The organism is Mesorhizobium sp. CNPSo 4689 (genome assembly GCF_057784325.1).
Genome location: NZ_JBWLUZ010000015.1, coordinates 82,227 through 106,461, shown reverse-complemented (window position 1 = coordinate 106,461; position 24,235 = coordinate 82,227). Strand labels below are relative to the sequence as shown.

The window sequence follows — 24,235 nt, the reverse complement described above, 5'->3', positions numbered from 1 at the left end:
TGAATTTCATTCGGTCATTATGGTCGTATGTCGAACAGTGATCAATCAGCAATTTTCGTGGCGGCGCCCCGGCCGCCGATCCCGGCGATCGCCTATCTGCTCACCGGATGCATCGCCGTCATCGGCTCGAACTCGCTGGTCCTCGGTCCGATCGCACCGGCCGTGGCGGCGTCGTTCGGCGCAAGAGTGCCGGGGGTGATGATCGCGTCCGCCGCCTTCGGGCTCGGCACCTCGGCAAGCGCGCTCTTCCTGGCGCGATACATCGATCGCATCGGCGCCCGCCGCATGCTGCAAGGGGCGCTGCTGTTGCTGGCGATCGGGCTGGTCGCCTCCGCATTGGCGCCGACGGTGACGGCGCTGGTCGCCGCCCAGCTCGTCGCCGGCATAGCCGCCGGCATTGCCATGCCGGCCATCTACGCCAGCTCGGCAGCGATCGCGCCGCCCGGCCGCGAGAGCGGCACGATCGGCGTCGTGCTGACCGGCTGGACGCTCTCCATGGTGGCCGGCGTCTCGCTGTCGGCCGTGATTGCCGATCTCGTGCATTGGCGCGCCGTCTTTGGCACGGTCGCGGTGCTTGCCGCCATTGCCCTGGCCGGCCTGACGCTGACGTCGCTCAGCGACAGCAGGAAGAGCGGTCCGGCGCCGACGCCGTTCGGCGCCTTGGCCGTTCCCGGCATCGTGCCGCTGCTCATCGCCTGTGCTGCCTTCATGACCGCTTTCTATGGCGTCTACGGCTATCTCGGCGATCACCTTCACAGTGGACTGGGCCAGCCGGTCAGTGCCAATGGCTGGGCGGCACTTGCCTATGGTGCCGGCTTCGGCGCGGCCGCACTTCTCGACGGCGTCATCGATCGACTCGGCGCGCGCCGCGTCATGCCTTTCGCCTATCTGCTGGTCGCGGGCGTCTATGTCGCGATCGCCGCGGCAAGCGGCAGCTTCGGCCTGACGCTGGCGATGGTGGCGGTCTGGGGCCTTGCCAACCATTTCGGCCTGAACGTGCTGGTGATGCGGCTCACCGCGCTCGATCCGTCGCGGCGCGGCACCATCATGGGCCTGAACAGCGCGGTGACCTATTTCGCGGTCTTTGTCGGCACCACAGGCTTCGGCCCGCTTTATACTGCCTTCGGCTTTGCCGCCTCGGCGATTGTCGCCGCACTGCTGATGCTGGTCGCCGCCTCGGCGGCGGCCTGGCCTTCGCCCATCCGGACCTAAGCGGCTGCCGCAAGGCTTGCGTCCTCGTCCCGTCCTTCGCTACAGGTTTGGCTCACTACCCGAGCCTGGCCCGCGATGAAGACGACGCTTGAGACCACCGCCGATCCCTTGCCGGAGGAGCTCGCCTTTCTGGGCGAGCGGCTGACGGCCTTTAACGACAGCGATGTCGGCGCGTCCAGACGCAAAGCGCTTGCCGTCTTCGTGCGCGGCGAGGATGGCAAGGTCGTCGCCGGCATTTCGGGCTACACCGCCTGGGGCTGGCTCTTCGTGCAATGGCTTTGGGTCGACGAAAGGCTGCGCGGCCAGCATATGGCCGGCCAGATGCTGGAGGCTGCCGAGCGGGAAGCGGTGGCGCGCGGCTGCCACGGCGCCTGGATCGACACCTTCAATCCGAAAGCCGCCAAGGCCTATGAGCGTCAGGGCTACCAGCCCTTCGGCACGCTGCCCGACTTTCCCATCGGCCGCAGCCGCATCTTCCTGCAGAAGAAGCTGGCTGGCTAACCTGCCAGCCGTCCGCCACGCATCGGCTGCGGCACGCCGGTCGTGCTCGGAAAACTGATCGGCAGGCCGCGCAGCACGCGCACCGCCAGGAAGGCGAAGCATTCGGCTTCCACCGCATCGCCTTTCCAGCCGAGCGTCTCGGCCTGCACGGCTTCGACGCCGGCGCGGCTGGCGAGCATCGCCATCATCGCCGGGTTATGGCGGCCGCCGCCGCTGACCACCAGTCTCTTTGGCCGATGCGGCAAAAGGTCGAGCGCCTTGCCGACGGCAGCAGTGGTGAAGGCCGTCAGCAAAGCGGCGCCATCCTCGGCGTTGAGCCCGTCGGCCATCGCCGCGCCGAAGTCGAAACGGTCGAGCGATTTCGGATAAGGCTTGGTCAAATAGGGGTGCTGCAACAAATTGGCCAGCCGCGCTTCGTCCACCGTGCCGGCGCGGGCCAGCGCGCCGTCGCGGTCCATGTCGCCGAGCCCCTTCGCCTTGATGAAATCGTTAAGCGGCGCGTTGGCCGGGCCGGTGTCGAAGGCGACGACATTGTCCTTGCCGTCCCACCAGGTGATGTTGGCGACGCCGCCGAGATTGAGCACCGCCATGTCGCCGCCGGCGTCCGCCGCGCGCAGCAGCGCGGTGTGATAGGCCGCCGCCAGTGGCGCGCCTTGCCCGCCGGCGCGCATGTCGGCCGAGCGGAAATCGTAGGCGACCTTGGTGCCGAGAATGGCGTGCATCAATTCGCCGTCGCCGAGCTGGCGGGTCTGGCCGAGCCGGCCGACCTCAGGCGCGCGATGCAGCACGGTCTGGCCGTGAAAGCCGATGACGCCGATATCGGCCATGGTCAGCCCATGGCTCTCGACGAGGTCCTTGACCGCCGCCGACTGCGCCCGCGTCAGCGCCTCTTCGGCTTCGCGAAAGATGGCCGGCTCAGGCCCGGTGAAATTCCACACCCGCGCCTGGCGCAGCGTCTCCTCCAGCAGGGTGCGGATCGATTGCGGGTAGGGCGCCAGCGTATAGGTGCCGAAATCGGCGATGCGCTCGCCGTCGGTCTTGATCAGCGCGACATCGATATTGCCGTCAAGCACGGTGCCGGTCATCAGGCCGACGGCCCAGATTGGTTCCATAAGTGCCTAGCCTCCGTTGACGAGATCGCCCACCATTTGGCGAAGCGTCGCGATTCCGCTGTCGAAATGACGTGTCGGATGGATCCGGTTGGTGAGCAAGGTCCACGCCCTGCCTTTGTCGAAATCGATCCACAGACCGGTGCCGGTAAAGCCGGTATGGCCGATCGTGCCGGGGCTGCACAGCCTGCCGCCGGACCAGTTGTCATAAGGGTGCTCCCAGCCATGGGTGCGGGTGGCGGAGAGCGGCGTCCGCATCAGCGCGATCGAGGCCGGCGAGGTGCTGGTTCCGGTGAGCAGCTCTTGCGCGAAATCGAGGATCGAGTCCGCCGTGCCGAAAAGGCCGGCATGGCCGGCGCCCTGAAGCGCCGAGCAATTGTCGTCATGCACTTCGCCTGAGAGTACGCGATGGCGCCAGGTGCAGTCCTCCGTCGCCGCCGCCTGATCCGATGCTGCCGAGAAGGCGAAACCCGGTCCTGGGTCCATGGCGCGGAGGGTTTTCCCCGTCAGGCGCTCCAGCGCGAAGCCGAGCAGGATGAAGTTGATGTCGGAATAGACGGGCAAGCCGGCCTGCCATTCGCGCTGCAGGATGAAGGCGCGCAGCAGGTCGGGATCGCGGCCATAAGTGTAGATCGGCGCCACGGCGGGGAAGGGCGTCTGGTGGCCGAGGCACTGGCGAAACGTCGCCTTCCGCTCCCACGCCTTCTCGTCATATTGGCGAAGGTCGGGCAGGGCCGAAATCAGCGGCGCGTCGAGGTCGATGACGCCGTCCTCCGCCAGCTTGAGGATGCGCGGCGTGGTGAAGATGACTTTGGTCAGCGAGGCAAGATCGAACCAGGTGCCTTCATGCATCGGCCTGGCATCGGGCACGCGCTGGGCAAGGCCGGTAGCCCGCACGATGCGGGCGCCGTCGCGGTCGACCAGGCCAAGCACGCCGCCCGGAATGCGGCGCTCGTTCACCGCTGTTTCGAGAGGGGCGAAGGCGCAGTCGAAAAGCTGGGCGAGGGCGGTCAATGGAGGCCTCCGCTCGAAAGTGGGCGATCCGCCGTGCTCACGCTTCCATCCTCACCCTATGGTCCGTCCCGAACTGCTGCCATTTCGCCGGAGCCGGCTCGAATCCCAACGGCCTTACCAGCGACGGCACCTGCCGCGTGTCCAGCTCGAAACGCTCGCGGCGCCGTTCGATGGTCGGAACGGCCGCGATGAGCTTCTTCGTGTAGGCATGCTTCGGCGCCGACAGCACGGATTTTGCGTCACCGATCTCGACGATCTGGCCGGCATAGACCACGGCAATCCGGTGCGCGATGCGCTCCACAACCGCCATGTCGTGCGAGATGAACAGATAGGCCAAACCGAACTCGCGCTGCAGGTCGACCAGCAGCTCCAGCACCCTGGCCTGCACCGAAACATCGAGTGCCGAAACGGCTTCGTCGAGCACGACGACGGAAGGGTTGAGCATCAGCGCCCGGGCAATGCAAAGCCTTTGCCGCTGGCCGCCAGAAAATTCGTGCGGATAGCGCTCGAGGCTGTTTTCCGGCAGGCCGACGCGTTTGAGCAAAGTCGTCATCTTCGCGCGGGTCTCCACATCCACGCGGCCGCCGGTGGCGATCACCGGTTCGGCAAGAATGCTCGCGATCGAAAGCCTCGGATTGAGCGAGGCATAGGGGTTCTGGAACACCATCTGGATCGGCAGCGCGCTCTGCCCGGCCGCGACCTTCCGAGCGGGGGCAGAGAATGTACCCCGCGTCGAGCGCACCAGCCCCAGCACCGCGCGCGCCGTGGTCGATTTGCCGGAACCGCTCTCGCCGACGATGGCCAGCGTCTCGCCTTGCATCAGGTCGAAATCGACGCCGTCCACCGCATGCACCGCGCCGGTTGCGCGCCCGAAGAACCCGCTCTTGACCGGGAACCGCACCACCAGCCCGTCGACCTTCAGCGCCGGCCCGGCGTCTTGCGCCTTGACACGCGACCCATCCGAGCGCGTCGCGCGGCCGCTGGCGAAATGCGGCACCGCGTGCAGCAAATGCTGCGTGTAGGCATGCCGTGGATGGTCGAGGATCTGGTTCAGTCCGCCCTGTTCGACCGCCTCTCCGTTCTGCATCACCATCACCTTGTCGGCGATGCCGGCGACGAGGCCGATATCATGGGTGATAAAGATCATCGACATTCCGGTTTCGCGCTTCAGCTCGGCAAGCAGCGCCATGATCTGCGCCTGCACCGTGACGTCGAGCGCTGTCGTCGGCTCGTCGGCGATCAGCAGGCGCGGATTGCAGGCGAGTGCTGTGGCGATCATAACCCGCTGCAGCATGCCGCCGGAGAGCTGGTTGGGCGTGTATTTGAGGCGCCGCGCCGCGTCGGGGATGCGTACGCGGTCGAGCGCATCTTTGGCCGCCGCCGTCGCCTGGCGGCCGGTCAGGCCGCGATGCAGGCGAAACGATTCCGCGATCTGCGTGCCGATGGTCAGCACCGGGTTGAGCGAGGTCATCGGCTCCTGGAAGATCATGCCGATCTCGGCGCCGCGGATCTTCGTCAGCTGCGGCTCGGTCGCCGTCGTCAGGTCGAAGATGCTGCCGTCGGCACGCTTGAGCCTGATCGAGCCGCCGGTGATGCGGCCGCCGCCAAAGTCGACGAGGCGGTTGATCGACAGTGCGGTGACCGACTTGCCCGAGCCGCTCTCGCCGACGATGGCCAGCGTCTCGCCGTCGGCCAGCTCGAAGCTGACCCCGCGCACCACCTCATTGGCTTGCGGCTTGCGGCCGAAGCCGACGCTGAGATCGGAGACGGAGAGCAGCGGGGTCACGCGATCGCCCTCCGCATCTTCGGATCGAGGATGTCGCGCAAGGCGTCGCCAAGCAGGTTGAAGCCGAGGATGCTGATCATGATGGCGATGCCCGGAAAGATCATCAGCCAGGGTGCGGTTTCCATCAGATTGCGGCTGTCGCTCAGCATCAGGCCGAGCGATGCGGCGGGCGGCTGCGTGCCGAGCCCAAGGAAGCTCAAGCCGGCTTCGGTCAGCAGCGCCCAGGCCAGCGCCAGCGTGACCTGCACGGTCAGCGGCGCTACCAAATTGAGCAGGAGATGCCGCGTCAGGATGTAGCTCGAGCTGCTGCCGAAAGTGCGCGCGGCGTCGACGAATTCGCGCGCCTTGAGCGACAAAGCAGGGCCGCGCACGACGCGCGTGAAGATCGGCGTGTAGACGATGGCGATGGCGATGATGCTGGTCGAGGTTCCCGGCCCGGCGACGGCGACGATGAGCAGCGCCAGGAGGATCGCCGGGAAGGCCAGCAGCACATCCATGACCCGCATCACGATGCCGTCCCAGCGGCGCCCGAACCAGGCTGCCGCCAGCCCCAGAACAGTGCCGGCGAGGGTGGCAAAGGCGACCGAGAAAATGGCGACGATGAACGACTGGCCGATGCCCATCATCAGCCGGCTCGCCACGTCGCGGCCGAACAAATCGGTGCCCATCCAGTAAGTGGCGTCGGGCGCATGCAGCCGGTCTATGCGGTACTGCATCAGCGGATTGTGCGGCGTCAGCCCAAGCAGGCCAAGCACGGCAAGCAGCAGATAGAGCCCGACGATGAAACCGCCGATGCGGCCGCTGGTATGCGCGAAGATCGCGCTCAGCACGCGCATCAATGCTCTCCCAGCCGGATGCGCGGATCGAGCGCGACATAGGCGAGATCGACCAGGAGATTGACGATCATGAAGTTGAAGGCGATGAACAGCACGCATCCCTGCACCAGCGCATAGTCGCGCTGCAGGATCGCATCGAGCACCAGCCGTCCGAGGCCGGGCAGCGCGTAGATCTGCTCGACGATGACGGCGCCGCCGAGCAGATAGCCGAACTCGATGCCGCTGAGCGTCACCACCGGGATCAGCGCATTGGGCAGCGCATGCCGCCAGATGACGGTGCGGGCCGAGGCGCCCTTGCTGCGGGCGGTCCTGACATAGTCATCGCTGAGCACGTCGAGCATGGCCGAGCGGGATATTCGGGTGACCGAGGCTGCGAAGGCGAAGCCGAGCGTGATCGCGGGCAGGATCAGCTGGCCGAGATTGCGCAGCGGATCCCGCCAGAGCGGCGAGAATTCGCCCATCGCCGGCAGCACGCCGAAGCCGGCCGAGAGCGTGTAGATGATCAAGAGCGCCAGCACGAAGTTCGGCGTCGACTGGCCGATCATGGCGGCGATGCGCACGCCGAGATCGGAGAATTTCTCATTGCGGGTGGCGGCAAAGACGCCCGCCGGCACGCCGACGACAAGGGCGATGATCATCGACAGCAGCGCCAGTTCGAGCGTCAGCGGGAAGCGCTCGAGGATGACGTCGAGCACAGGCTTTCCATAGGTGGGGGAGATGCCGAGATTGCCTTGCACGAGTCCGAGCAGCCAGCGCCCGTACTGGACGAACCAGGGCTGGTCGATGCCGAAATAGGCGGCCAGCGCATCGCGCTGCGGCGGCGTCAAAAGACCGGCCTCGGTCCCCAGCATCGCCGTGATCGAGTCTCCCGGAACCATCCGGATGGCCACGAACACGACGATGGAGACGCCGATCAAAACGAGAGGAAACACCGCCAGCCGTCGCAGCAGATAGGTCACGCGAAGAACACCTCTCGTCCGCTCACTTTGGCCGCTACTGCTGGATCGTGACCTTGCTCAGGCTGAACAGCGTGCCGGTCGGTGTCGGCACGAACCCCGCCACGTTCTTCTGCTGCGCCGTGTAGCTGTAGGAGGTGTAGAGCCAGATCCACGGCGAAACCTCGGCGAGGTGCTTTTCGAACTCGGCGAAGATCGCCTTGCGCTTGGCCGGGTCGGTCTCGGCGCGGCCCTGCTGCATCTGGCTGTCCAGCGTGTCGTCGATATAGTTCGCCACCTTCTGCAGATTGCCCGATTTGGTCCAGTAGCGGTTGTACATTGTGTAGGGGTCGGCTCTGCCGCCATTGAGCGCCACGGCCATGTCGAAATCGCCCTTCAGCCAGGCGTCGACATAGACGTTGAGCTCCATCATCTTGATGTCGAGCTTGACGCCGATTTCGGCGAGCTGCGACTGGATGACCTGCGCCTCCGCCGCCGCCGTCGGCGGCTCGCCGGTGGCGCCAATCACGGTCGCCGAAAAGCCGTCGGCAAAGCCGGCTTCGGCCATCAGCTTCTTGGCCTTCTCGACGTCGCGCTTGTAGCAGAACAATTGGCTGGGATCGGTGGCCAGCGAAGGGATGGTCAACGGTCCCGTCACCTTGCCTTCGCCGAGCGAAGCGGTGTCCAGCACCTCCTGCCGGTCGATGGCGCAGGAGATCGCCTGGCGCACCTTCAACTCGGTCATCGGCTTGCGCGAAGGGTTGAGCTGCAGCACGTGATAGGCAAGCACCGGCACGCGGTTGAGCTGCAGGCTGGCCTCCTTCGGCACCAGCGTGGCGACGAGCGGGTCGTTGAGCAGCGCGAAGTCGATCTGCTTGGTCCGCATCGCCGCCAGGATCGCCGTCTCGTCCGGCAGCACGCTGATCTCGATGCCATCGACGCCGGTGGCGCCGCCGGCCCAATCCTTATTGGCGCTGAGCACCTCCTTGGCATTCGGATCCCATTTGTCGAGCTTGAACGGGCCAGAACCGATCGCCGTCGTGCCGATCGAACCGGCGGTGATTTCGCTCGCCGGAACGATGGCCGCGTTGACGTCGCTCATCGCCGTCAGGATCGGCACGTCCGGCTGCGACAAATGGAAGACCACCGTCGCCGGATCGGGCGTGTCGATGCTGGCGATCGACAGGAAATTGGCACGCGCCGCCGCCCCGGTCTTCTCGTCGAGGATGCGCTCGAAGGAGGCCTTCACGTCGGCGGAGGTGACAGTGGCGCCATTCTGGAACTTGGCTTTCGGATTGAGCTTGAAGGTCAGTTCCTTGCCGTCGGCCGAGAACTGCCAGGAATCGGCGATGGCCGGCACGATCTGCAGGCTGGCATCGACCCGGACCAATGGCTCGTAGATCAGCTCCAGCAGCCTGAGCGACGAAAAGGCGGTCTGCTTGTGCGGGTCAAGCCCGGTGGCGTCCTGCGACCAGGCCATGTGCAGCGTCGCAGCACTTGCCTGCAGCGGCACCGCCGCAATGCCGAGCATGGCAGCGAGCGTCATGCCTGAGAGCAGTTTCCTGGTGAGATGCTGTACCATTGTCGTCTCCCATTATTGTCGAAAATGATGCCTTGCAGTTCGCCGGACCGCTTCAAAGGGGCACGCGCCCCGGAATGTCGGCCCAGTATCTCCTTGCGGTTTCACACCGTCCTTTCGCTGATTGCCTTGCGCAGGAACCCTCCGGCCTTGGCGAGTGCCGCGCGCGCCTCTTCCACCCCCAAGCCGGTGATCACCACCAGGATCGCCAGCTTCACGTCTTTGCGGGTTGCTTCAAGCGCATGGCGCGCCTCCTGCGCCGTGCAGCCGGTCGTCTGCATGACGATCCTGACCGCCCTGGCGACCAGCTTCTTGTTGGAAGGGTTCAGGTCCACCATCAGATTCTGGTAGCTCTTGCCGATGCGGATCATGCTGGCGGTGGTCAGCATGTTGAGCACCAGCTTCTGCGCGGTGCCCGACTTCAGCCGCGTCGAGCCGGTGAGGATTTCGGGGCCGACGACCGGCGAGATGGCGATGTCGGCAATGCCGGCAATCGTCGAGCGCGGATTGCAGGACAGCGCCACCGTCGTCGCGCCGACTTCCCTCGCGTAGTTCAGGCCGCCGATGACATAGGGCGTGCGGCCGCTGACCGCGATGCCGACCACGACGTCGTCCGCTGTAAGCTTGATATGCTGCAGATCCCTGACGCCCTGTTTCGGATCGTCCTCGGCGCCTTCCGCTGCCCGCACCAGCGCCTCAGTGCCGCCGGCGATCAGGCCGATGACCATATCCTCGGGAACGCCGAAGGTCGGTGGGCACTCGGACGCATCGAGAACGCCCAGCCGGCCGCTGGTGCCGGCGCCCAGATAGATCAGCCGCGCGCCCTTCTGGAAGGCTTGCACGATCCGGTCGACGGCAGAAGCGATCTGCGGAATGACCTTTTCGACAGCGGCCGCGACGCCCTTGTCCTCGTCATTGATCCGGCGCAGCACATCGACTGTCGGCAGCAGGTCGATGTCCATCGTCCGGGGGTTCCGGTCTTCGGAAACCAGCCGTTCCAGCTCGGACATCAGGCCGTGTTCGCTCATCCACTTGCTTTCAAAACGCCGCCGTCAGCAGGAATGTGACGCAGCGCACGACCTTGACCAGTGCCGGCAGTGGCATTGGCTTCCCGTGTTGGCTGCTTGGGTTCCGCTTCGTTAACTTTTTAGAATTGGATATTCTAAGTGTCAACGAGTTATTGGAATATAATATTCCTCCTTCGATCCGAACTATCGGTCATCGAGCGACTTCTTGGCGAGGATGATCGCCCCCGAAACCGCGTCGCCGTCGGCGGGTTTCAAACGGCGGCGCACATCGGGCGAAAGCCAGGGCTCGAGCGGGCTGGACAGGCCGCCGAGCAGCGTCACCCGCGGCGCGCCTTTGTCGAACAGCACCCGCACGAATGTGTCGACCTGTTCGGCGGCATTCTGCACGATGCGCCGCCCGGCCGCATCGCCCTGGTCGGCATGACGGATCACCATAGGGGCGAAGGCGGCGTAGTCGGTCGCGGTGGCGCGGTCCATCCAGGCGACGGCCTCCATCGGGTCGTCCTTGAAGCGCTGCATGACCTCGCTGAGCAGCGCCGTCCGCTCGTGCCTTCCGTCATGCGCGCGCAGGGCGAGCTGCACCGCCTTCAGCCCCAGAGCCGCGCCGCTGCCCTCGTCGGAGATCGGAAAGCCGTAGCCGCCGACGCGCAGATCGCGCCCCTCGACGAAACCGAGGCCGATCGAGCCGGTGCCGGCAATGACGATGGCGCCGTCCTGGCCTGAATGCGCGCCAAGGCAGGCACCGACGCCGTCGCTGACGAAGGCGATGCTGGCAAACGGATGCGCGATCGCCCTGAGCGCATCCAGCGCGCCCTTGCGGCCGATGCCGGCAAGGCCGATGCCTGCATGGATGCAGGCGATCTCCGCTGATCCAAAACCGGCTTCCTCGATCGCCGCAGCAAAAGCTCGGGCAACCGAGGCCCAGGCCTCATTGATGCCGAGCCGTGTCGTCGCCGGGCCAGACAGGCCTTGTCCGAGCACACCTCCCGCCTCGTCCTCGATGCGGGCACGGCAGCCGGTGCCGCCGCCGTCGACGCCGAGAAAAAACTGCGGCGATGCCGCGCCGGCGCTCATGTGCTGATCCGCTCGATATGGGCGCCGCAAAGACGCAGCTTGCGGTCGAGCTGCTCATAGCCGCGATCGAGGTGGTAGACGCGATTGATCACCGTCTCGCCTTCCGACACCAGCGCCGCCAGCACCAGTGACACCGAGGCGCGCAGATCGGTCGCCATCACCTGCGCGCCCTTGAGCCGCTCGCCGCCGCGCACCAGCGCCATCGTGCCTTGCAGCTTGATGTTGGCACCGAGCCGCATCAGTTCCGGCACATGCATGAAACGGTTCTCGAAGATCGTCTCGCGCAGCAGCGAGGCACCGTCGGCGCAGCACATCAGCGCCATGAACTGCGCCTGCAGATCGGTCGGAAAACCCGGATAGGGCTCGGTGGTGACGTCGACCGCCGTGAGCGGTCCATCCCGCGATACGATCAGCCCGCGGTCGCCCGGCCAGATCTTCACCCCGGCCGCCTCGAGCAACTGCACCACCGATGCCATCTGCTCCAGCCGCGCATGGGTCAGCTCGAGCTGGCCGCCGGTGATGGCGGCCGCCACCGCATAGGTGCCGGCCTCGATGCGGTCGGGGATGATGTCATGCGTGGCGGCACGCCAGCTGGTGCTGCCCTCGACCAGGATGCGGTGCGTGCCTACGCCCTCGATCTTTGCGCCCATGGCGTTGAGGCAGGCGGCGAGATCCGCCACCTCCGGCTCGCGCGCCGCGTTGAGGATCTCGGTTTCGCCCTTCGCCGCCGTCGCCGCCATCATAGCCGTTTCGGTCGCGCCGACCGAGGGCGAGCTCAGCACGATACGCGCGCCTCGCAAGCCGTTCGACGCAGAGGCGACGATCAGCCCGCCCTCGATGCCGATATCGGCACCCAACGCCGCGAGCGTCGCGATATGCATGTCGACCGGCCGCGCACCGATGGCGCAGCCGCCGGGCAGCGACACCCTGGCATGGCCGAAGCGGGCAAGCAGCGGGCCGAGCACCAGCACCGTCGCGCGCATTTTTCGGACCGTGTCGTAGGAGGTCTCCTTGGAAACGGCGGCCCTGGTGTCGATCGTCGCCGCATGGGCGGATCTGGTGACCACGGCGCCGTGAAGCCCGACGACGCCGAGCATGTTTTCCACGTCGGTGACGGCGGGCAGGTTGGTCAGCTCCAGTGGGTACGGACTGAGCAGGGCCGCCGCGATCTGCGGCAGCGCCGCGTTCTTGGCGCCCGAGATCGTCACCGCGCCTTCGAGCCGCTGTCCGCCGACGATCCGCAATCTGTCCATGGCTCTTCGGTCCCGGCCGCTCCCGCATCGGCCTGACAGTCGATCGATCATTCTTTGCTGTCAATTGGAATTGGAATATTTTATTCCTTGTCTCGGCATCGCCGGCCGCCGGCCGGCAAAATTGAACCTGCAAGGGAACTGATGTCCGTCCTGAAGAAGATCGAGGCCAAGCTCGAGACGATGGCGCCGGGCGATCGCGAGATCGGCCAGTACATCGTCGGCAATCCCGACCAGATGCTGCGCCTGTCGACGGCAGCCCTTGCGGCCGAGATCGGTCGCAGCCAGTCGAGCGTCGTCAAGTTCAGCCAGAAGCTCGGCTACGCCAGCTATCAGGAGCTGAAGCTCGCCGTCAGCGAGGCCAAGGCGCAGGAATGGCACGTGCCGGCCGGAATGATCCACGGTTCGATCGAGGTCGACGACAAGTACCAGGTCATGCTGAAGAAGCTGATCGGCAGCAAGCTTCTGTCGATGCAACAGACCGTCGCCGCCAACTCTGAGCGGATCATCTCCAGGGCGCTGCAGATGCTGGACGGCGCGCGCCGCATCCATCTGGTCGGCGTCGGCGCCTCCTCGCTGGTGGCGCGCGATTTCTCCTACAAGCTGATGAAGCTCGGCCGCAACGTGCTGCATGACAGCGACAGCCATGTGCAGATGGCCAATGCCTCGACGCTCGGGCCGGGTGACGTGCTGTTCGCGCTCTCTCATTCCGGTGCCAGCATCGAAACCCTGCGCATCGCCGAGCTTGCCCGCAAGCGCGGCACCACGGTGATCGCCGTCACCGGCCTACATGACAACCCGCTGAGCCGCGTCGCCGACATCCGCCTCTACACCATCGCCGACGAGGAGCGCGCGCGTTCGTCCTCGATCACCGCGCGCGACGCGCAGCTGACCTTGACCGACCTGCTGTTCATCCTGCTCGTGCAGCGGCAGCCGGATGCCAACGAACATATCCACAACAGTGAACTGGCTGTTTCCGTGCTGAAGGCTGAGCGGTCTTCGTAGATACTCCGCACGGAGAGCCAAGCAAGGCCGCCGCAGCATGCAGCTTTTAGCACCCGCATCCGCCTGACTCCAAAATTCCAGCAAGGCTTTTCTTGCCTCTCGCCGCCGAAGGCGCGACGTTGCGAAACGCAGGACATCCGTTCGCAAGGAGGAAAAAATCATGGCATCCGACGTCGCCGTCATCGCAGGCGCAGGGCAGGGGCTCAGCGCTTCGCTCGCGCGCCTTCTCGCCAAAGAGGGCTTTCGCGTCGTGCTGGCCGCCCGCAACACCGGCAAGCTCGCCCCGCTGGTCGAGGAGACCGGAGCGCTCACCGTCGAAACCGACGTTTCCGACCCGGCCTCCGTCGCAAGCCTGTTCGACGCCGCCGACAAGGCCGGCCCGCCAGCGCTTGCCGTCTTCAACGCCAGCGGCCGCACACGCGGTCCGATCGCCGAACTCGATCCGGACGCCGTCAAGCAGGCCCTTTTGGTCGGCGCCTATGGCGGCTTCCTGGTCGGCCAGCAGGCGGCGCGGCGGCTTTTGGCGCGCGGTTCCGGCTCGATCCTGTTCACCGGCGCCACCGCCAGCGTCAAAGGATTTCCCGGTTCGGCAGGCTTTGCCATGCCGAAATTCGGACTGCGCGGGCTGGCGCAGTCCATGGCCCGCGAGCTCAGCCCGAAGAACATCCATGTCGCCCATTTCATCATCGACGGTGCCATCCAGCCGCCCGGGCAGGCCGAGGAGCCGGACCGGCCGGATCGCCGTCTGTCGCCGGGCGCGATCGCCGAGGCCTATCTCGCGATCCACCGCCAGCATCGCAGTGCCTGGAGTTTTGAGGTCGAACTCAGGCCATGGGTCGAGACGTTCTGATCTTTTGATCCAAAGCCGGCGATTCTGCACAGCGGCTGTCGCTCGCCGCCTGCATTGTGCCGCACGCTGGCGGGCGTGCTCGCTGTCGCAAAATCTTTGAGAGAATATTTCCTGCTTCGCGTTGAAGAAGAAAACCGGTTCTTTGATCGGAAGCGCAGCATTGCCGATCCTGTCATCAAGGCTTCGCATCCCGCCTGGCCGATATGATTTCAGCATTGCAAGGAACGCATCATGTCCGAACGAGGAAACGCTTTTAAGCCTTTCGTTTCAACATCAGTCACCAGGCGCGCAGGTCTTGCCGCGCTTCTGGCTTCGGCGCTTGCCATTGTTGCCTTGGCCGCGCCGACACCGTCCTTCGCCGAGGACAAGAAGGCCATCAAGGTCGGCATCATCAGCGGCGAGGACGAGGATGTCTGGCGCGTCGTCGTGGCCCAGGCCGCCGAAAAAGGCCTGACGATCGAGACCGTCGTCTTCAACGACTACACCCAGCCCAACGAGGCGCTGGAGCGTGGCGAGATCGACGCCAATGCCTTCCAGCACAAGCCCTATCTTGACAACCAGATCAAGACGCAAGGCTATCACATCGTCCCGGTCGGCTATACCGGCGTCTGGCCGATCGGCCTCTATTCCAAGAAATACGCCAAGGTCGCCGACCTGCGTGAGGGCGCCGTCATCGGCTTGCCCAACGACCCATCGAATGAAGGCAGGGCGCTGCGCGTGCTGCAGAACGAGGGCGTCCTCAAGCTGAAGGACGGCACCGGCATCCTGGCGACCACCGCCGACATCGCCGAGAACCCGAAGAAGGTCGTCATCAAGGAGCTCGATGCCGGCATTGTCGGGCGTTCGGTGGAAGATCTCGACGCTGCCGTAGTCAACACCGACTGGGCGCTGAAGAGCGGCCTCGGCCCTGACAACCGCATCGCCCAGGAGCCGGTGGCCGACAATCCCTACCGCAACTTCATCGCGGTCAAGGCCGGCAATGAGAACGAGCCCTGGGTCAAGACGCTGGTCGCGGCCTACCAGAACGAGACGGTCAAGGCCGAGTTCGACAAGGTCTACAAGGGCACCGGGATCAGCGCCTATTGATCGGCGCGTGGCTGGCAGAAACAGGCGGTCCGCCACGGAGCGGGCCGCCATTGCATTTGCGGAACGCCGAAACAGGAACCTCGATGAACCAGCATATCAAAGCATCGGCCGATCTGGCGGCGGCCAGCCATCCTCCCGCTTCGGAAGATGTCGTCCGTCTCATCGACCTGAAGCGGCGCTTCGGCGCAACGCCGGCGCTCGATGGCGTCTCGCTGACGGTGCGCAAGGGCGAGATCCTCGGCATCATCGGCCGCAGCGGCGCCGGCAAGTCGACGCTGATCCGCTGCCTGAACGGGCTGGAGCGGCCGGATTCCGGCGCGGTGTTCATCGAAGGCCGCGAGATCAGCCGGCTCGGTGAGCGCGAGTTGCAGCCGCTGCGGCGCCGCATCGGCATGATCTTCCAGCATTTCAACCTGCTGTCGGCCAAGACCGTCGAGGACAATGTCGCGCTGCCGCTCAAGATCGAGGGCCGCCCCAAAGCCGAGCGCCTGGCACGCGCGGCAGAACTGCTTGACTTCGTCGGCCTGTCGGAGAAGGCGAAAGCCTATCCGGCCTCGCTGTCGGGTGGCCAGAAGCAGCGTGTCGGCATAGCCAGGGCACTCGCCGCTTGCCCGGCGCTGCTGCTTTCCGACGAAGCGACCTCGGCGCTGGACCCGGAGACGACGCGCTCGATCCTGGCTCTGCTGAAAGATATCAACCGGCAGTTTGGCTTGACCATACTGCTCATCACCCACGAGATGGAGGTGATCCGCTCGATCGCCGACCGCGTGGCGGTGATCGACGCCGGGCGGATCGTCGAGCAAGGCCCGGTCTGGTCGGTGTTTGCCGACCCGCGTTCCGAGATCACCAAAAGCCTGCTCGGCGGCATCCGTCCGCAACTGCCGGCCGAGATCGCCAGCCGGCTCGTGCCGGGAGCCGGCGCGGAAACGATCCTCAGGATCGACGTCGCCGGCGAGGCCGCGCGCGGCCCGCTGCTATCGGACCTTGCCGATGCCGTGCCGGGTCCGTTCCGCCTCGTCCATGGCGGCATCGACCATGTCCAGCAGCAGCCGGTCGGCACGCTGTTCCTGGCGGTGGCAGGCAACGATGAAAATCATCTGTCGCAAGTGATCGCATTCCTGAAAGCCCGCCAGGCGCGGGTGGAGGTGCTTGGCCATGTCGCCGGTTCTGTTTGAGCTTCTCATTCGTTCGATCTGGGAGACGGTCCTGATGACCGGGGCCTCCGGCCTCATCTCGCTGGTTTTCGGCCTGCCGCTCGGTCTTGCACTGGTCGCCACCGATCGCGGCGGCATCGCCGAAAGCCTGTGGGTGAATCGCGCGCTCGGTGCCATCATCAACGGCTTCCGCTCGGTGCCCTTCATTATCCTTCTGGTGGCGCTGATCCCGGTGACGCGGCTGATCGTCGGCACCTCGATCGGCACCTGGGCGGCGATCGTGCCGCTTTCGATCGCCGCCACGCCCTACTATGCTCGCATCGCCGAAGTGTCGCTGCGCGAGGTCGACCACGGCTTGATCGAGGCGGCGCGCGCCATGGGCGGCAACCGCTGGCCAATCATCCGCGAGGTGCTGGTGCCGGAGGCGCTACCCGGCATCGTCGCCGGCTTCACGGTGACGCTGGTGACGCTGATCGGCGCCTCGGCCATGGCCGGCGCCATCGGCGCCGGAGGGCTGGGCGACCTTGCCATCCGCTACGGCTACCAGCGCTTCGAGACCAGCGTCATGGTGGCGGTCGTCATCGTGCTCATCATCCTGGTCTGCGGCATCCAGTGGGCCGGGGACCGGCTCGTCGCCAGGCTGGACCACCGCGCATGACCGCCGGACGCAAGCAGGCTGGGTATCCGTTCGGACGTTCTTTGCCCGCTGGTAGCAAAATGCAGGCCGGCGTTCTCCCATCGGCGTCGAGTTTGGATCGTCCGTTGCTTGGATCGCAAAGGCCAGCGTGCCACCGTGGCGGCCAGGCGCAACGTCTCGCGTAAGGAGCCTGAGCATGCCCAGAATTGTCCCTGTGCTCGATCTTGACCGTCTCGAACAGGGCGCATCGGAGCGCCGGACCTTTCTGTTCGACCTGCGCACCGCCGCTCGCGATGTCGGCTTCTTCTATCTCAGCGGCCATGGCATATCGGCAGCGGAGATCGCCGACGTGCTCGATGCCTCGCGCCGCTTCTTTGCCTTGCCGGAGGCCGACAAGCTGGCCATCGAAATGGTCAAGTCCTCGCAATTCCGCGGCTATACGCGCGCCGGCGGCGAGCTGACCAAGGGCAAGGCCGACTGGCGCGAGCAGCTCGACATCGGCGTCGAGCGCCCGATCATCCCGCAAGGGCTAGGCGTTCCTGCCTGGACGCGGCTGCAAGGGCCGAACCAATGGCCGGCGTCCCTGCCGGAGCTGAAGCCGGCGCTGCTGGCATGGCAGGCGCGGGCGACCGAGGTGGCGATCCGCCTTTTGAAGGCCTTTGCCCAATCGCTCGACCAGGCCGAGGAGGCTTTCGATCCTATATATCGCGACGAGCCCAACCACCGCATGAAGATCGTGCGCTATCCCGGCCGTGACGCGACCGGCGACGACCAGGGCGTCGGCGCGCACAAGGATGGCGGCTTCTTGACGCTGCTGCTGCAGGACGACAACAAAGGCTTGCAGGTCGAGTATGACGGCAGCTGGGTGAATGTGGACCCGCTTCCCGGAACGCTGGTGGTCAACATCGGTGAGCTGCTCGAACTGGCGTCGAACGGCTATCTCCGGGCGACCGTCCATCGCGTCGTCACACCGCCGCCCGGTGTCGAGCGGATTTCCGTTCCCTTCTTCTTCAGCGCTCGGCTCGACGCGACGATCCCGCTGCTGACCTTGCCCGAGGACCTTACGGCCGAGGCGCGGGGGCCGGCCAGCGATCCCGACAATCCGCTGTTTCGCGATGTCGGCACCAATGTGCTGAAAAGCCGCCTGCGCTCGCATCCCGACGTGGCGAAGCGACACTATGCCGATCTGCTGGAAACGGCCACCGCGGCCGGCTGATGTTGCTGCAGCAATGGAGCCGAATTTTTCGCCGTCGGCGCGTTTTTTGGAATTTTGTTCGTCGCAAAAGCGCCTGGGCAAGCCCACATAAGGATTATCGTTCGGCGGTTTCCTCCCATTCCCCGAACGGTGTTCCCCTCTGAAGGTTTGACCTTCATTTTTGGCCGGGCATTCGCGCCCGGCCTTTTTCTTTTGAGTGGTCGCCGGCCACATGGCACTGCGATCATCTTCGATCGGGCGGCGCGGTGCAATATTGCTCTTCATCCGGCGTTCTTGGTACGCGCTCTGACGGACGGCATTGCCGCTCTCGGCAAAATCGTTGATACAGCGGCATGTCCACCGAGCACGCCTTGTGCGGTCCGCTCAGGGACGTAATTGGTATTCCTTCGGAGATCTGATCTTGTTACCGCCTAGCGTTCGCCGCTCCTTGCCGATGGCTCTCCTGCGCGCCCGCGAGGCAATAACGGCGCGCTTCCGGCCGATGCTCGCCCGGCACGATATCACCGAACAGCAATGGCGCGTGTTGCTCGTGTTGGCCGAAGCCGGCCCGCTTGAGGCCACAGAGCTCGCCAATCGCGCCTCGATCCTGCCGCCGAGCCTGACCCGCATCATCAAGGCGATGGAGGAGCGGCAGTTCATCACCCGCAATAAGGTCAAGGACGATGGCCGTCGGGCGCTGCTGGCCATCAGCTCCGCCGGGCTGGCGGTGATCGAGGATCTGTCACCTGAGCGCGCCGCCATCTATGAGGCGATCCAGAAACGCTACGGCGTCGAACAGCAGGAGTGTCTGCTCGACCTTCTCGAAATCCTGATCCAGTCGGAGTCGGAAGGATGAGCTTCTCAACGCCACCGCTGGGCTGAAGGTCGGCGCCACGCTCCAGAGCAACTCCAAGAAAAGTGCGTGGCGGTCCGGAATGCGTAAAAACAAATACTTAGAGCGGGCCGGCGATTCAATCAAAAGCTGAACCGCTCTAGACTCTCAGCCGCAGGCCTTCGGGATCGAAGAACGGCATCGGCGCTACGGTCGCTCGTGTCGGCGTCCCGTCAATGTCGATGCTGAGCTCGGTGCCGACAGCGGTGAAGGGCAATTTGAGATGCGCGGTCGCCAGCACCTTGCCCAGGGAATAGCCATGGTCGCTGTAGGTCACCACCCCGGCATCCTTGTCGCCGGCCATGACCCGGGCGTTAGTCTCGGCCGGTCTGTCGCCGTCGAGGATCAGACCGGTCCAGCGCTCGTCGAGGCCTTGTTCGCGAACCTTGAGCAAAGCGTCACGGCCGACGAAGTCGCCCTTGTCGAACCTGATCCAGCGATCGAGGCCGACATGGAACGGTGTGCGGCTTTCGTCCATGTCGATGCCATGCGCCGGATAGGCCTTCTCCAGCCCCAGCGTGAACATTGCCAGCACGCCATATGGCTTGAGGCCGAAATCCCGGCCGCTGCGCATCAGCATGTCCCAGACCGCAGCCGCCTCGTCGGCCGGCACGAACAACTCGAAGCCGAGTTCGCCGGTCACGCCGGTGCGCGAGATCAGCACGCGCGTCTCGCCGATGCGCCCTGATGTGAACGACCAGCGTTTCAGCCCATCCAGATCGGTGTCCGAAACCAGCACTTTCAGCAGTTGGCGTGAGCATGGCCCCTGGATCGTCGGGAAGGCGATGGCCGCCGTGATATCGGTGACATAGGCGTTTCGCCCCTCGGCATGATGCAGCAGCCAGGGCAACATCTTGAGGCGATTGACCGAGCCGGTCACCAGCATGAAATGCTCCGGCGCCAGCCGGAACACGGTGAGGTCGTCCATGATGCCGCCGTCCTCGCGGCACACCGTGGAGTAGCGCACCTGGCCCGGCTTCATCGCCGACGCGTCGTTGACCATGACATGGTTGACCAGCGCCTCGGCATCCGGCCCCTTGATGTCCATCTTGCCCATGGTGCTGAGGTCCTGGACGCCGACATTGGCGCGGGTGTTCAGGTGCTCGTCGGCGATGCCGGAATAATATTTGGCCGAGATGAAATCGCCGCCGACCCGCCCCATGGTCGCACCCAGTCCGACGATGCTGCCGTAGAAGGGGGATCGCCGCTCAGCCAAGAAGGTCTCCATCGTTCATGAAAAACGGCAGCGCCCGGCGGCGCTGCCGAAGTGGACTGTCGTCATGTCAGGTACCGTAGACGTCGAACGAAAAATACTTGTCGTTGATTTCCTTGTATTTTCCATTGGCACGCAGCGCATCGATGGCGGCGTTGAGCTTGTCGGTCCGTTCCTTGTTGCCCTTTTGCAGCGCGATGCCGACGCCGGGCCCGTGAATGGCCGGATCGGCCGTCAGGGTGCCAAGCAGCTTGCAACAGGCGCCGTCGGGCTTCTTCAGCCATTCTGTCAGGATGATCGAGCCATCCATCATCGCGTCGAGCCGGCCATTGGCCATGTCGGTGCGGGCATCATCGCCGGTCGGATAGGCTTTTATGGTCGATCCGCTGTATTTCTGCTCGGCGAAGTTGTGATGGATGGTCGCGCTCTGCACGCCCAACGCCTTGCCTTTCAGATCGCCCGGCGAGGTGCCTGAGATCGTCGATTCCTTCGGCACCGCGATAGCCGGCGGCGTCTGGTAGTATTTGTGGGTGAAGTCGACCTTTTCGGCCCGCTCGGGCGTAATGGTTATGTTGATGATGGCATCGAACTTGCCGGCCTGCAGCGCGGGAATGGAGCCGTCGAAATCCTGCACGACGAACTCGCATTCGGTCTTCATCTCGGCGCACAGCGCCTTGCCGAGATCGATGTCGAAGCCGCCCAGCGTGCCATCGGCATTGGCGTAGTTGAAAGGCGGATAGGCACCCTCGGTGCCGAGCTTGAGTTTCTTGTCCTGGGCGAAAGCCGCGCCCGAGGCGAGGCAGCAGGCAACTGAAGCGGCAAGCACGAAACGACCGAAAAGACGCATGGTCCAGATCTCCGTTGACCGGCGAAGTCAAGGTCTTTCAGGCCCGCGGCGGAGACGGAAACGACATGTCATGCGCCGATCACGGCGCGATGTCGGCTCTTCAAAGCACGCAGCTCGGCCCGCAAGTCCGACCTACAACAATTCTTCACAAACGGCTACCTATACTGGCGACGACGTTTGGTTCAGGTCACGAGGGGGGCGGCTTGGAATTCGACTTGAAAACCATAGAGGCGCTGGCTCCCGACCAGGCGTCGCTCAGCGCCGCCTCCAAGTTGACCAAGCGATCGAACTGGCCGCGCCTTGAACGGAATGAGCAGCAGGCCCTGATCTGGGGCGAGTGCCAGGGCTCCGGCTCCAATCCCTATCGGGTCGTGGTCGATACAGGCGATCACGGCTACAAATGCACCTGCCCATCGCGAAAGTTTCCCTGCAAGCACACGCTAGCCTTGATGTGGATCGCCGCCACGGCGCCAGCCAGTTTTGCTCCCGCTCAATCGACGCCGGAATGGGTGAATGATTGGCTTGGCCGGCGCCGGAAGACGACGCCGCAGGCGACGGGGCCCGTACCCGGCGCGGCAGCCAAGAGCATCGACGACGCTTTACGACCGGATGAGGGTGCCGTCGTAGAGGACGCCGCGGCCGTAGAACGCCGCGAGGCGGCGCAGCGCAAGCGGGCGCAAGAGACACGGTCCGCGGTGTCGGCGGCGCTCGATGAACTCGACCAATGGATCGCCGACCAGTTGCGGCTTGGCCTTTCCGGATTTGTCGACGCCAGCAGCGAGCGCTGCCGCCGCATTGCCGCGCGGCTCGTCGACCTCAAGGCGACCGCGCTCGCCGGGCGCATCGACGAGATACCGTCGCGGCTGATGGCGCTGCGCAGCGAGGAAAGACCGGACGCGGCGATCCGCGAGCTCGGCAAGCTGGTGCTGCTGGCCAAGGCCTGGCGATCGGAGCCTGACGACCCTGAATTGAAGCGGCTCGTATCGACATCCGAAACCCGTGAACAGATTCTGGCCAACCCGGACGCCCGGCAGGTGGAAAGCCACTGGGAAGTTCTCGGCGAGAAGATCGAAACCCGCCGCGACGGTCTCGTCAGCCATTCGACCTGGCTGCTCGATTTGAAGAGTGCTGCGCCGCAATTTGCCCTGCTGCTCGACTATTTTCCCGCATCGGCGGGACGCAGATCGAACGCCTTCGCGCCGGGCGACCGCTTCAACGCCCGGCTGGTGTTTTATCCATCGCGCGCACCACTGCGCGCGCTGGTGGCGGAGCGCATCGGTGACGTCTCTTCCGGGGAGGCGTGGCCTGATTTCGGCGCGTTGAAAGAACCGCTCGCGGCGCGCGCATCCCAGCAGGATGGCGCGCCATGGCTTACCGACAGTCCTCTCATCCTGCCTCCCGGCGCGATCTCGCTCGACGACCGCGGCACCGCCTGGTGGCAGGCAGCCGATGATCCGCATGGGATCGCCTTGCCGATCGCCGGTGCTGTCGATCAAACCTTGCTCGGCATCGACCTTGGCGCCGCCGCGGCGCTGTGGAACGGCGCCCGGCTTGACCTTCTGGCGGCGCAGAGCAGGTTCGGGAGGCTCGATCTGTCGTGAACGAGCTCGAGCAGACAGGCCTGGCGGCAATGCGCGACTGCTGGATCACCGGCGGACCGACATTCGACCTCGCTCCAGCCGCGTGGAAGGAGATCGCCGGCACCGCAGGCCCCGACGAACGGGAGCGCCGGCTTCTGGCGATCGCCGCGCAGGCGCTCGACATCGGCTTGCGGCCTGCGGCGCCGAAGGTTCTGAAGCGTCGTCCGGCGCTGCCTGTGCTTGCCTTGCCCATGCTGCCGGAGCGGTTGCGGCCGCTGTTGAGGGCCGCGCTGAAACAGGCTGCCGATGCGAGGCGCAAGGTGCGTGTGGTGACGCTGGTCGCCAGCCGCGGCTTCGTGCTCCATCCAATGGACTGGATGCCTGCCGTGTCGGACCAGAACAGCCCGGACGTCTACGCCCCGTGGATCGACTGGCAGGCCGGCGTCGAAGGGCAGACGCATGCCCCGCGCGAGAAACTGACGGCGGAAAACTGGGATGACTTCTATCCCGCAGCGCGCCGCATCGCGCTGGCCGACATGCGCCGCATCGAACCGGCCACGGCCAGGATGCTCATCGAGACCAAGGGATCGAGTGAGCCGGCGGAGGTCAGGCTCGCGCTCATCGAGCTCATGCGCTTCGGCTTGGGCGACGATGACTTGCCGTTCCTGAAGAGCCTCTCCGCCGATCGCTCCGGCAAGGTGCGCGAAATGGCTGGCCGACTGCTGGCAAGGTTAGGGCAGCAAGGCCAGCCAGGCGATAGCGGGCCGGAAGATCGAACGGCGGAACTCGCCGTCTTCATCGCAGAAGGGAAATCCGGCTTCATACGCCGCCGAACCACTTACGCACCGGTAAAACTCAAATCGCCTGCGCAGGAAAGTCGTCGCGTCGACCTGTTTGCAACCTGCTACCTGGTCGATCTTGCCGCGAGCTTCGGCAAAACAGAGTGCGATTTCATCGGGGCATGGCAATTCGGCGTCGACGACAATGCTGATCTCTCTCTCGTTCGAATGGTCGCGGTGTCCGGCGGCGATGCCGCGGTGGCGCTTTTGGCGGATACACTTGTCGCCGAAGGCGGCAAGTCGGCCCTTCTCGTCCTCCATCTCATGTTGCGTTTGGACAGCAGCAGGAAGCGTAGCCTGATCAGGCAAATCCTGAAGGACGCGCAAAATCTTGATGCGCTCAACCTGGTCGAAGGCATTGAAGCAAGCTGGCTGGAATGGGGTGACCTGACAAACGGCAAGACGCTGTCGGCACTACGTTCCACGGTTGCGGGAAACAACGAACCCGTGAAGCGAAGTGTAGACCAAGTACTGGAAACGATAGGTTTCCTTGCCACCGCGGCAACGGCGGAAAAACTGATTGGCGACGTCGTCGCGGCCGGCATGCCGCCGGCGGCCACTTCGCTCGCTTTCCTGCGCCTCAACGCAGCCTTGGCGGGAACCAACACATGAT

Annotated in this window: 22 protein-coding genes; 11 read left to right on the top strand and 11 right to left on the bottom strand. The window is 65.1% G+C overall.

Annotation, left to right across the window (positions count from 1 at the left end):
- Positions 1-27: 27 nt before the first annotated feature.
- Positions 28-1,212 carry an MFS transporter gene (locus AC04SI_RS19885; protein ID WP_488474747.1) on the top strand — a complete coding sequence of 395 codons (1,185 nt, stop codon included), beginning with the start codon at positions 28-30 and terminating at the stop codon, positions 1,210-1,212.
- 75 nt (positions 1,213-1,287) lie between these two features.
- On the top strand, positions 1,288-1,713 hold the full coding sequence (locus AC04SI_RS19880) for a GNAT family N-acetyltransferase (protein WP_488474746.1): 426 nt from the start codon (positions 1,288-1,290) through the stop codon (positions 1,711-1,713).
- Here AC04SI_RS19880 and AC04SI_RS19875 read toward each other — a convergent pair.
- From AC04SI_RS19875 to murA, 9 genes are all read right to left on the bottom strand, one after another.
- On the bottom strand, positions 1,710-2,825 hold the full coding sequence (locus tag AC04SI_RS19875) for an anhydro-N-acetylmuramic acid kinase (RefSeq protein ID WP_488474745.1): 1,116 nt from the start codon (positions 2,823-2,825) through the stop codon (positions 1,710-1,712). The two genes, AC04SI_RS19880 and AC04SI_RS19875, sit on opposite strands and share 4 nt — an antisense overlap.
- 6 nt (positions 2,826-2,831) lie before the next feature.
- A complete protein-coding gene (locus AC04SI_RS19870) occupies positions 2,832-3,836 on the bottom strand; it encodes a serine hydrolase domain-containing protein (protein WP_404279431.1) in 1,005 nt (334 codons plus the stop codon).
- 37 nt (positions 3,837-3,873) lie between these two features.
- Positions 3,874-5,622 (bottom strand): ABC transporter ATP-binding protein, encoded by a 1,749-nt coding sequence (locus AC04SI_RS19865; protein ID WP_404279433.1) that lies wholly within the window; start codon positions 5,620-5,622, stop codon positions 3,874-3,876.
- Positions 5,619-6,458 carry an ABC transporter permease gene (locus AC04SI_RS19860; protein ID WP_404279435.1) on the bottom strand — a complete coding sequence of 280 codons (840 nt, stop codon included), beginning with the start codon at positions 6,456-6,458 and terminating at the stop codon, positions 5,619-5,621. Before AC04SI_RS19860 ends, AC04SI_RS19865 begins: the two co-directional genes overlap by 4 nt.
- On the bottom strand, positions 6,458-7,417 hold the full coding sequence (locus AC04SI_RS19855) for an ABC transporter permease (protein WP_404279437.1): 960 nt from the start codon (positions 7,415-7,417) through the stop codon (positions 6,458-6,460). Before AC04SI_RS19855 ends, AC04SI_RS19860 begins: the two co-directional genes overlap by 1 nt.
- 34 nt (positions 7,418-7,451) lie before the next feature.
- Positions 7,452-8,975, bottom strand: coding sequence for an ABC transporter substrate-binding protein (locus tag AC04SI_RS19850; protein ID WP_404279439.1), 1,524 nt, complete (start codon positions 8,973-8,975; stop codon positions 7,452-7,454).
- A gap of 101 nt (positions 8,976-9,076) precedes the next feature.
- Positions 9,077-10,000 (bottom strand): N-acetylmuramic acid 6-phosphate etherase, encoded by a 924-nt coding sequence (gene murQ, locus AC04SI_RS19845; protein WP_404279442.1) that lies wholly within the window; start codon positions 9,998-10,000, stop codon positions 9,077-9,079.
- Positions 10,001-10,183: 183 nt separating this feature from the next.
- Positions 10,184-11,074 carry a glucosamine kinase nucleotide-binding domain-containing protein gene (locus AC04SI_RS19840; RefSeq protein ID WP_404279444.1) on the bottom strand — a complete coding sequence of 297 codons (891 nt, stop codon included), beginning with the start codon at positions 11,072-11,074 and terminating at the stop codon, positions 10,184-10,186.
- The gene (murA, locus tag AC04SI_RS19835) at positions 11,071-12,327 is read right to left on the bottom strand and encodes a UDP-N-acetylglucosamine 1-carboxyvinyltransferase (protein ID WP_404279446.1); all 1,257 of its coding nucleotides are present in this window, start codon (positions 12,325-12,327) and stop codon (positions 11,071-11,073) included. Before murA ends, AC04SI_RS19840 begins: the two co-directional genes overlap by 4 nt.
- A gap of 141 nt (positions 12,328-12,468) precedes the next feature.
- Here murA and AC04SI_RS19830 point away from each other — a divergent pair, with 141 nt between their 5' ends.
- The 7 genes from AC04SI_RS19830 to hpaR all read left to right on the top strand — a co-directional run bounded on the left by AC04SI_RS19830 (position 12,469) and on the right by hpaR (position 19,107).
- Complete coding sequence (locus AC04SI_RS19830; RefSeq protein ID WP_404279448.1) at positions 12,469-13,329, top strand: MurR/RpiR family transcriptional regulator; 861 nt, start codon at positions 12,469-12,471, stop codon at positions 13,327-13,329.
- A gap of 160 nt (positions 13,330-13,489) precedes the next feature.
- Entirely contained in the window at positions 13,490-14,179 is a 690-nt protein-coding gene (locus AC04SI_RS19825; RefSeq protein WP_404279450.1) for an SDR family NAD(P)-dependent oxidoreductase, read from the top strand.
- A gap of 231 nt (positions 14,180-14,410) precedes the next feature.
- Complete coding sequence (locus tag AC04SI_RS19820; RefSeq protein WP_404279453.1) at positions 14,411-15,265, top strand: MetQ/NlpA family lipoprotein; 855 nt, start codon at positions 14,411-14,413, stop codon at positions 15,263-15,265.
- An 83-nt stretch (positions 15,266-15,348) separates the two neighbouring features.
- A complete protein-coding gene (locus AC04SI_RS19815; RefSeq protein WP_488474744.1) occupies positions 15,349-16,440 on the top strand; it encodes a methionine ABC transporter ATP-binding protein in 1,092 nt (363 codons plus the stop codon).
- Positions 16,421-17,077, top strand: coding sequence for a methionine ABC transporter permease (locus AC04SI_RS19810; protein ID WP_488474743.1), 657 nt, complete (start codon positions 16,421-16,423; stop codon positions 17,075-17,077). The genes AC04SI_RS19815 and AC04SI_RS19810 overlap by 20 nt, the downstream gene beginning before the upstream one ends.
- A 175-nt stretch (positions 17,078-17,252) precedes the next feature.
- Positions 17,253-18,272: an isopenicillin N synthase family dioxygenase gene (locus tag AC04SI_RS19805; RefSeq protein WP_404279460.1), complete on the top strand. Its 1,020-nt coding sequence runs from the start codon at positions 17,253-17,255 to the stop codon at positions 18,270-18,272.
- 433 nt (positions 18,273-18,705) lie between these two features.
- A complete protein-coding gene (gene hpaR, locus AC04SI_RS19800; RefSeq protein WP_404279689.1) occupies positions 18,706-19,107 on the top strand; it encodes a homoprotocatechuate degradation operon regulator HpaR in 402 nt (133 codons plus the stop codon).
- Between the two features lie 136 nt (positions 19,108-19,243).
- Here the strand turns inward: hpaR and AC04SI_RS19795 are convergent, their stop codons facing one another.
- Complete coding sequence (locus AC04SI_RS19795) at positions 19,244-20,359, bottom strand: aminomethyl transferase family protein (RefSeq protein WP_404279462.1); 1,116 nt, start codon at positions 20,357-20,359, stop codon at positions 19,244-19,246.
- Between the two features lie 67 nt (positions 20,360-20,426).
- Positions 20,427-21,203 carry an ABC transporter substrate-binding protein gene (locus AC04SI_RS19790; RefSeq protein WP_404279464.1) on the bottom strand — a complete coding sequence of 259 codons (777 nt, stop codon included), beginning with the start codon at positions 21,201-21,203 and terminating at the stop codon, positions 20,427-20,429.
- 215 nt (positions 21,204-21,418) lie between these two features.
- Between AC04SI_RS19790 and AC04SI_RS19785 the strand changes: the two genes are divergently transcribed.
- The gene (locus AC04SI_RS19785; RefSeq protein ID WP_404279466.1) at positions 21,419-22,804 is read left to right on the top strand and encodes an SWIM zinc finger family protein; all 1,386 of its coding nucleotides are present in this window, start codon (positions 21,419-21,421) and stop codon (positions 22,802-22,804) included.
- A 230-nt stretch (positions 22,805-23,034) separates the two neighbouring features.
- A complete protein-coding gene (locus AC04SI_RS19780; protein WP_404279469.1) occupies positions 23,035-24,234 on the top strand; it encodes a DUF5691 domain-containing protein in 1,200 nt (399 codons plus the stop codon).
- Position 24,235 lies beyond the last annotated feature (1 nt).

What these genes read in the sequence shown, in the direction of transcription:
- AC04SI_RS19860 (WP_404279435.1), bottom strand. Translation starts at nt 6,458, where the DNA reads ATGCGCGTGCTGAGCGCGATCTTCGCGCATACCAGCGGCCGCATCGGC.
- AC04SI_RS19875 (WP_488474745.1), bottom strand. Translation starts at nt 2,825, where the DNA reads ATGGAACCAATCTGGGCCGTCGGCCTGATGACCGGCACCGTGCTTGAC.
- AC04SI_RS19805 (WP_404279460.1), top strand. Translation starts at nt 17,253, where the DNA reads ATGCCCAGAATTGTCCCTGTGCTCGATCTTGACCGTCTCGAACAGGGC.
- AC04SI_RS19825 (WP_404279450.1), top strand. Translation starts at nt 13,490, where the DNA reads ATGGCATCCGACGTCGCCGTCATCGCAGGCGCAGGGCAGGGGCTCAGC.
- murQ (WP_404279442.1), bottom strand. Translation starts at nt 10,000, where the DNA reads ATGAGCGAACACGGCCTGATGTCCGAGCTGGAACGGCTGGTTTCCGAA.
- hpaR (WP_404279689.1), top strand. Translation starts at nt 18,706, where the DNA reads ATGGCTCTCCTGCGCGCCCGCGAGGCAATAACGGCGCGCTTCCGGCCG.
- AC04SI_RS19850 (WP_404279439.1), bottom strand. Translation starts at nt 8,975, where the DNA reads ATGGTACAGCATCTCACCAGGAAACTGCTCTCAGGCATGACGCTCGCT.
- AC04SI_RS19790 (WP_404279464.1), bottom strand. Translation starts at nt 21,203, where the DNA reads ATGCGTCTTTTCGGTCGTTTCGTGCTTGCCGCTTCAGTTGCCTGCTGC.
- AC04SI_RS19780 (WP_404279469.1), top strand. Translation starts at nt 23,035, where the DNA reads ATGCTGCCGGAGCGGTTGCGGCCGCTGTTGAGGGCCGCGCTGAAACAG.
- AC04SI_RS19810 (WP_488474743.1), top strand. Translation starts at nt 16,421, where the DNA reads ATGTCGCCGGTTCTGTTTGAGCTTCTCATTCGTTCGATCTGGGAGACG.
- AC04SI_RS19880 (WP_488474746.1), top strand. Translation starts at nt 1,288, where the DNA reads ATGAAGACGACGCTTGAGACCACCGCCGATCCCTTGCCGGAGGAGCTC.
- AC04SI_RS19885 (WP_488474747.1), top strand. Translation starts at nt 28, where the DNA reads ATGTCGAACAGTGATCAATCAGCAATTTTCGTGGCGGCGCCCCGGCCG.
- AC04SI_RS19830 (WP_404279448.1), top strand. Translation starts at nt 12,469, where the DNA reads ATGTCCGTCCTGAAGAAGATCGAGGCCAAGCTCGAGACGATGGCGCCG.
- murA (WP_404279446.1), bottom strand. Translation starts at nt 12,327, where the DNA reads ATGGACAGATTGCGGATCGTCGGCGGACAGCGGCTCGAAGGCGCGGTG.
- AC04SI_RS19840 (WP_404279444.1), bottom strand. Translation starts at nt 11,074, where the DNA reads ATGAGCGCCGGCGCGGCATCGCCGCAGTTTTTTCTCGGCGTCGACGGC.
- AC04SI_RS19820 (WP_404279453.1), top strand. Translation starts at nt 14,411, where the DNA reads ATGTCCGAACGAGGAAACGCTTTTAAGCCTTTCGTTTCAACATCAGTC.
- AC04SI_RS19815 (WP_488474744.1), top strand. Translation starts at nt 15,349, where the DNA reads ATGAACCAGCATATCAAAGCATCGGCCGATCTGGCGGCGGCCAGCCAT.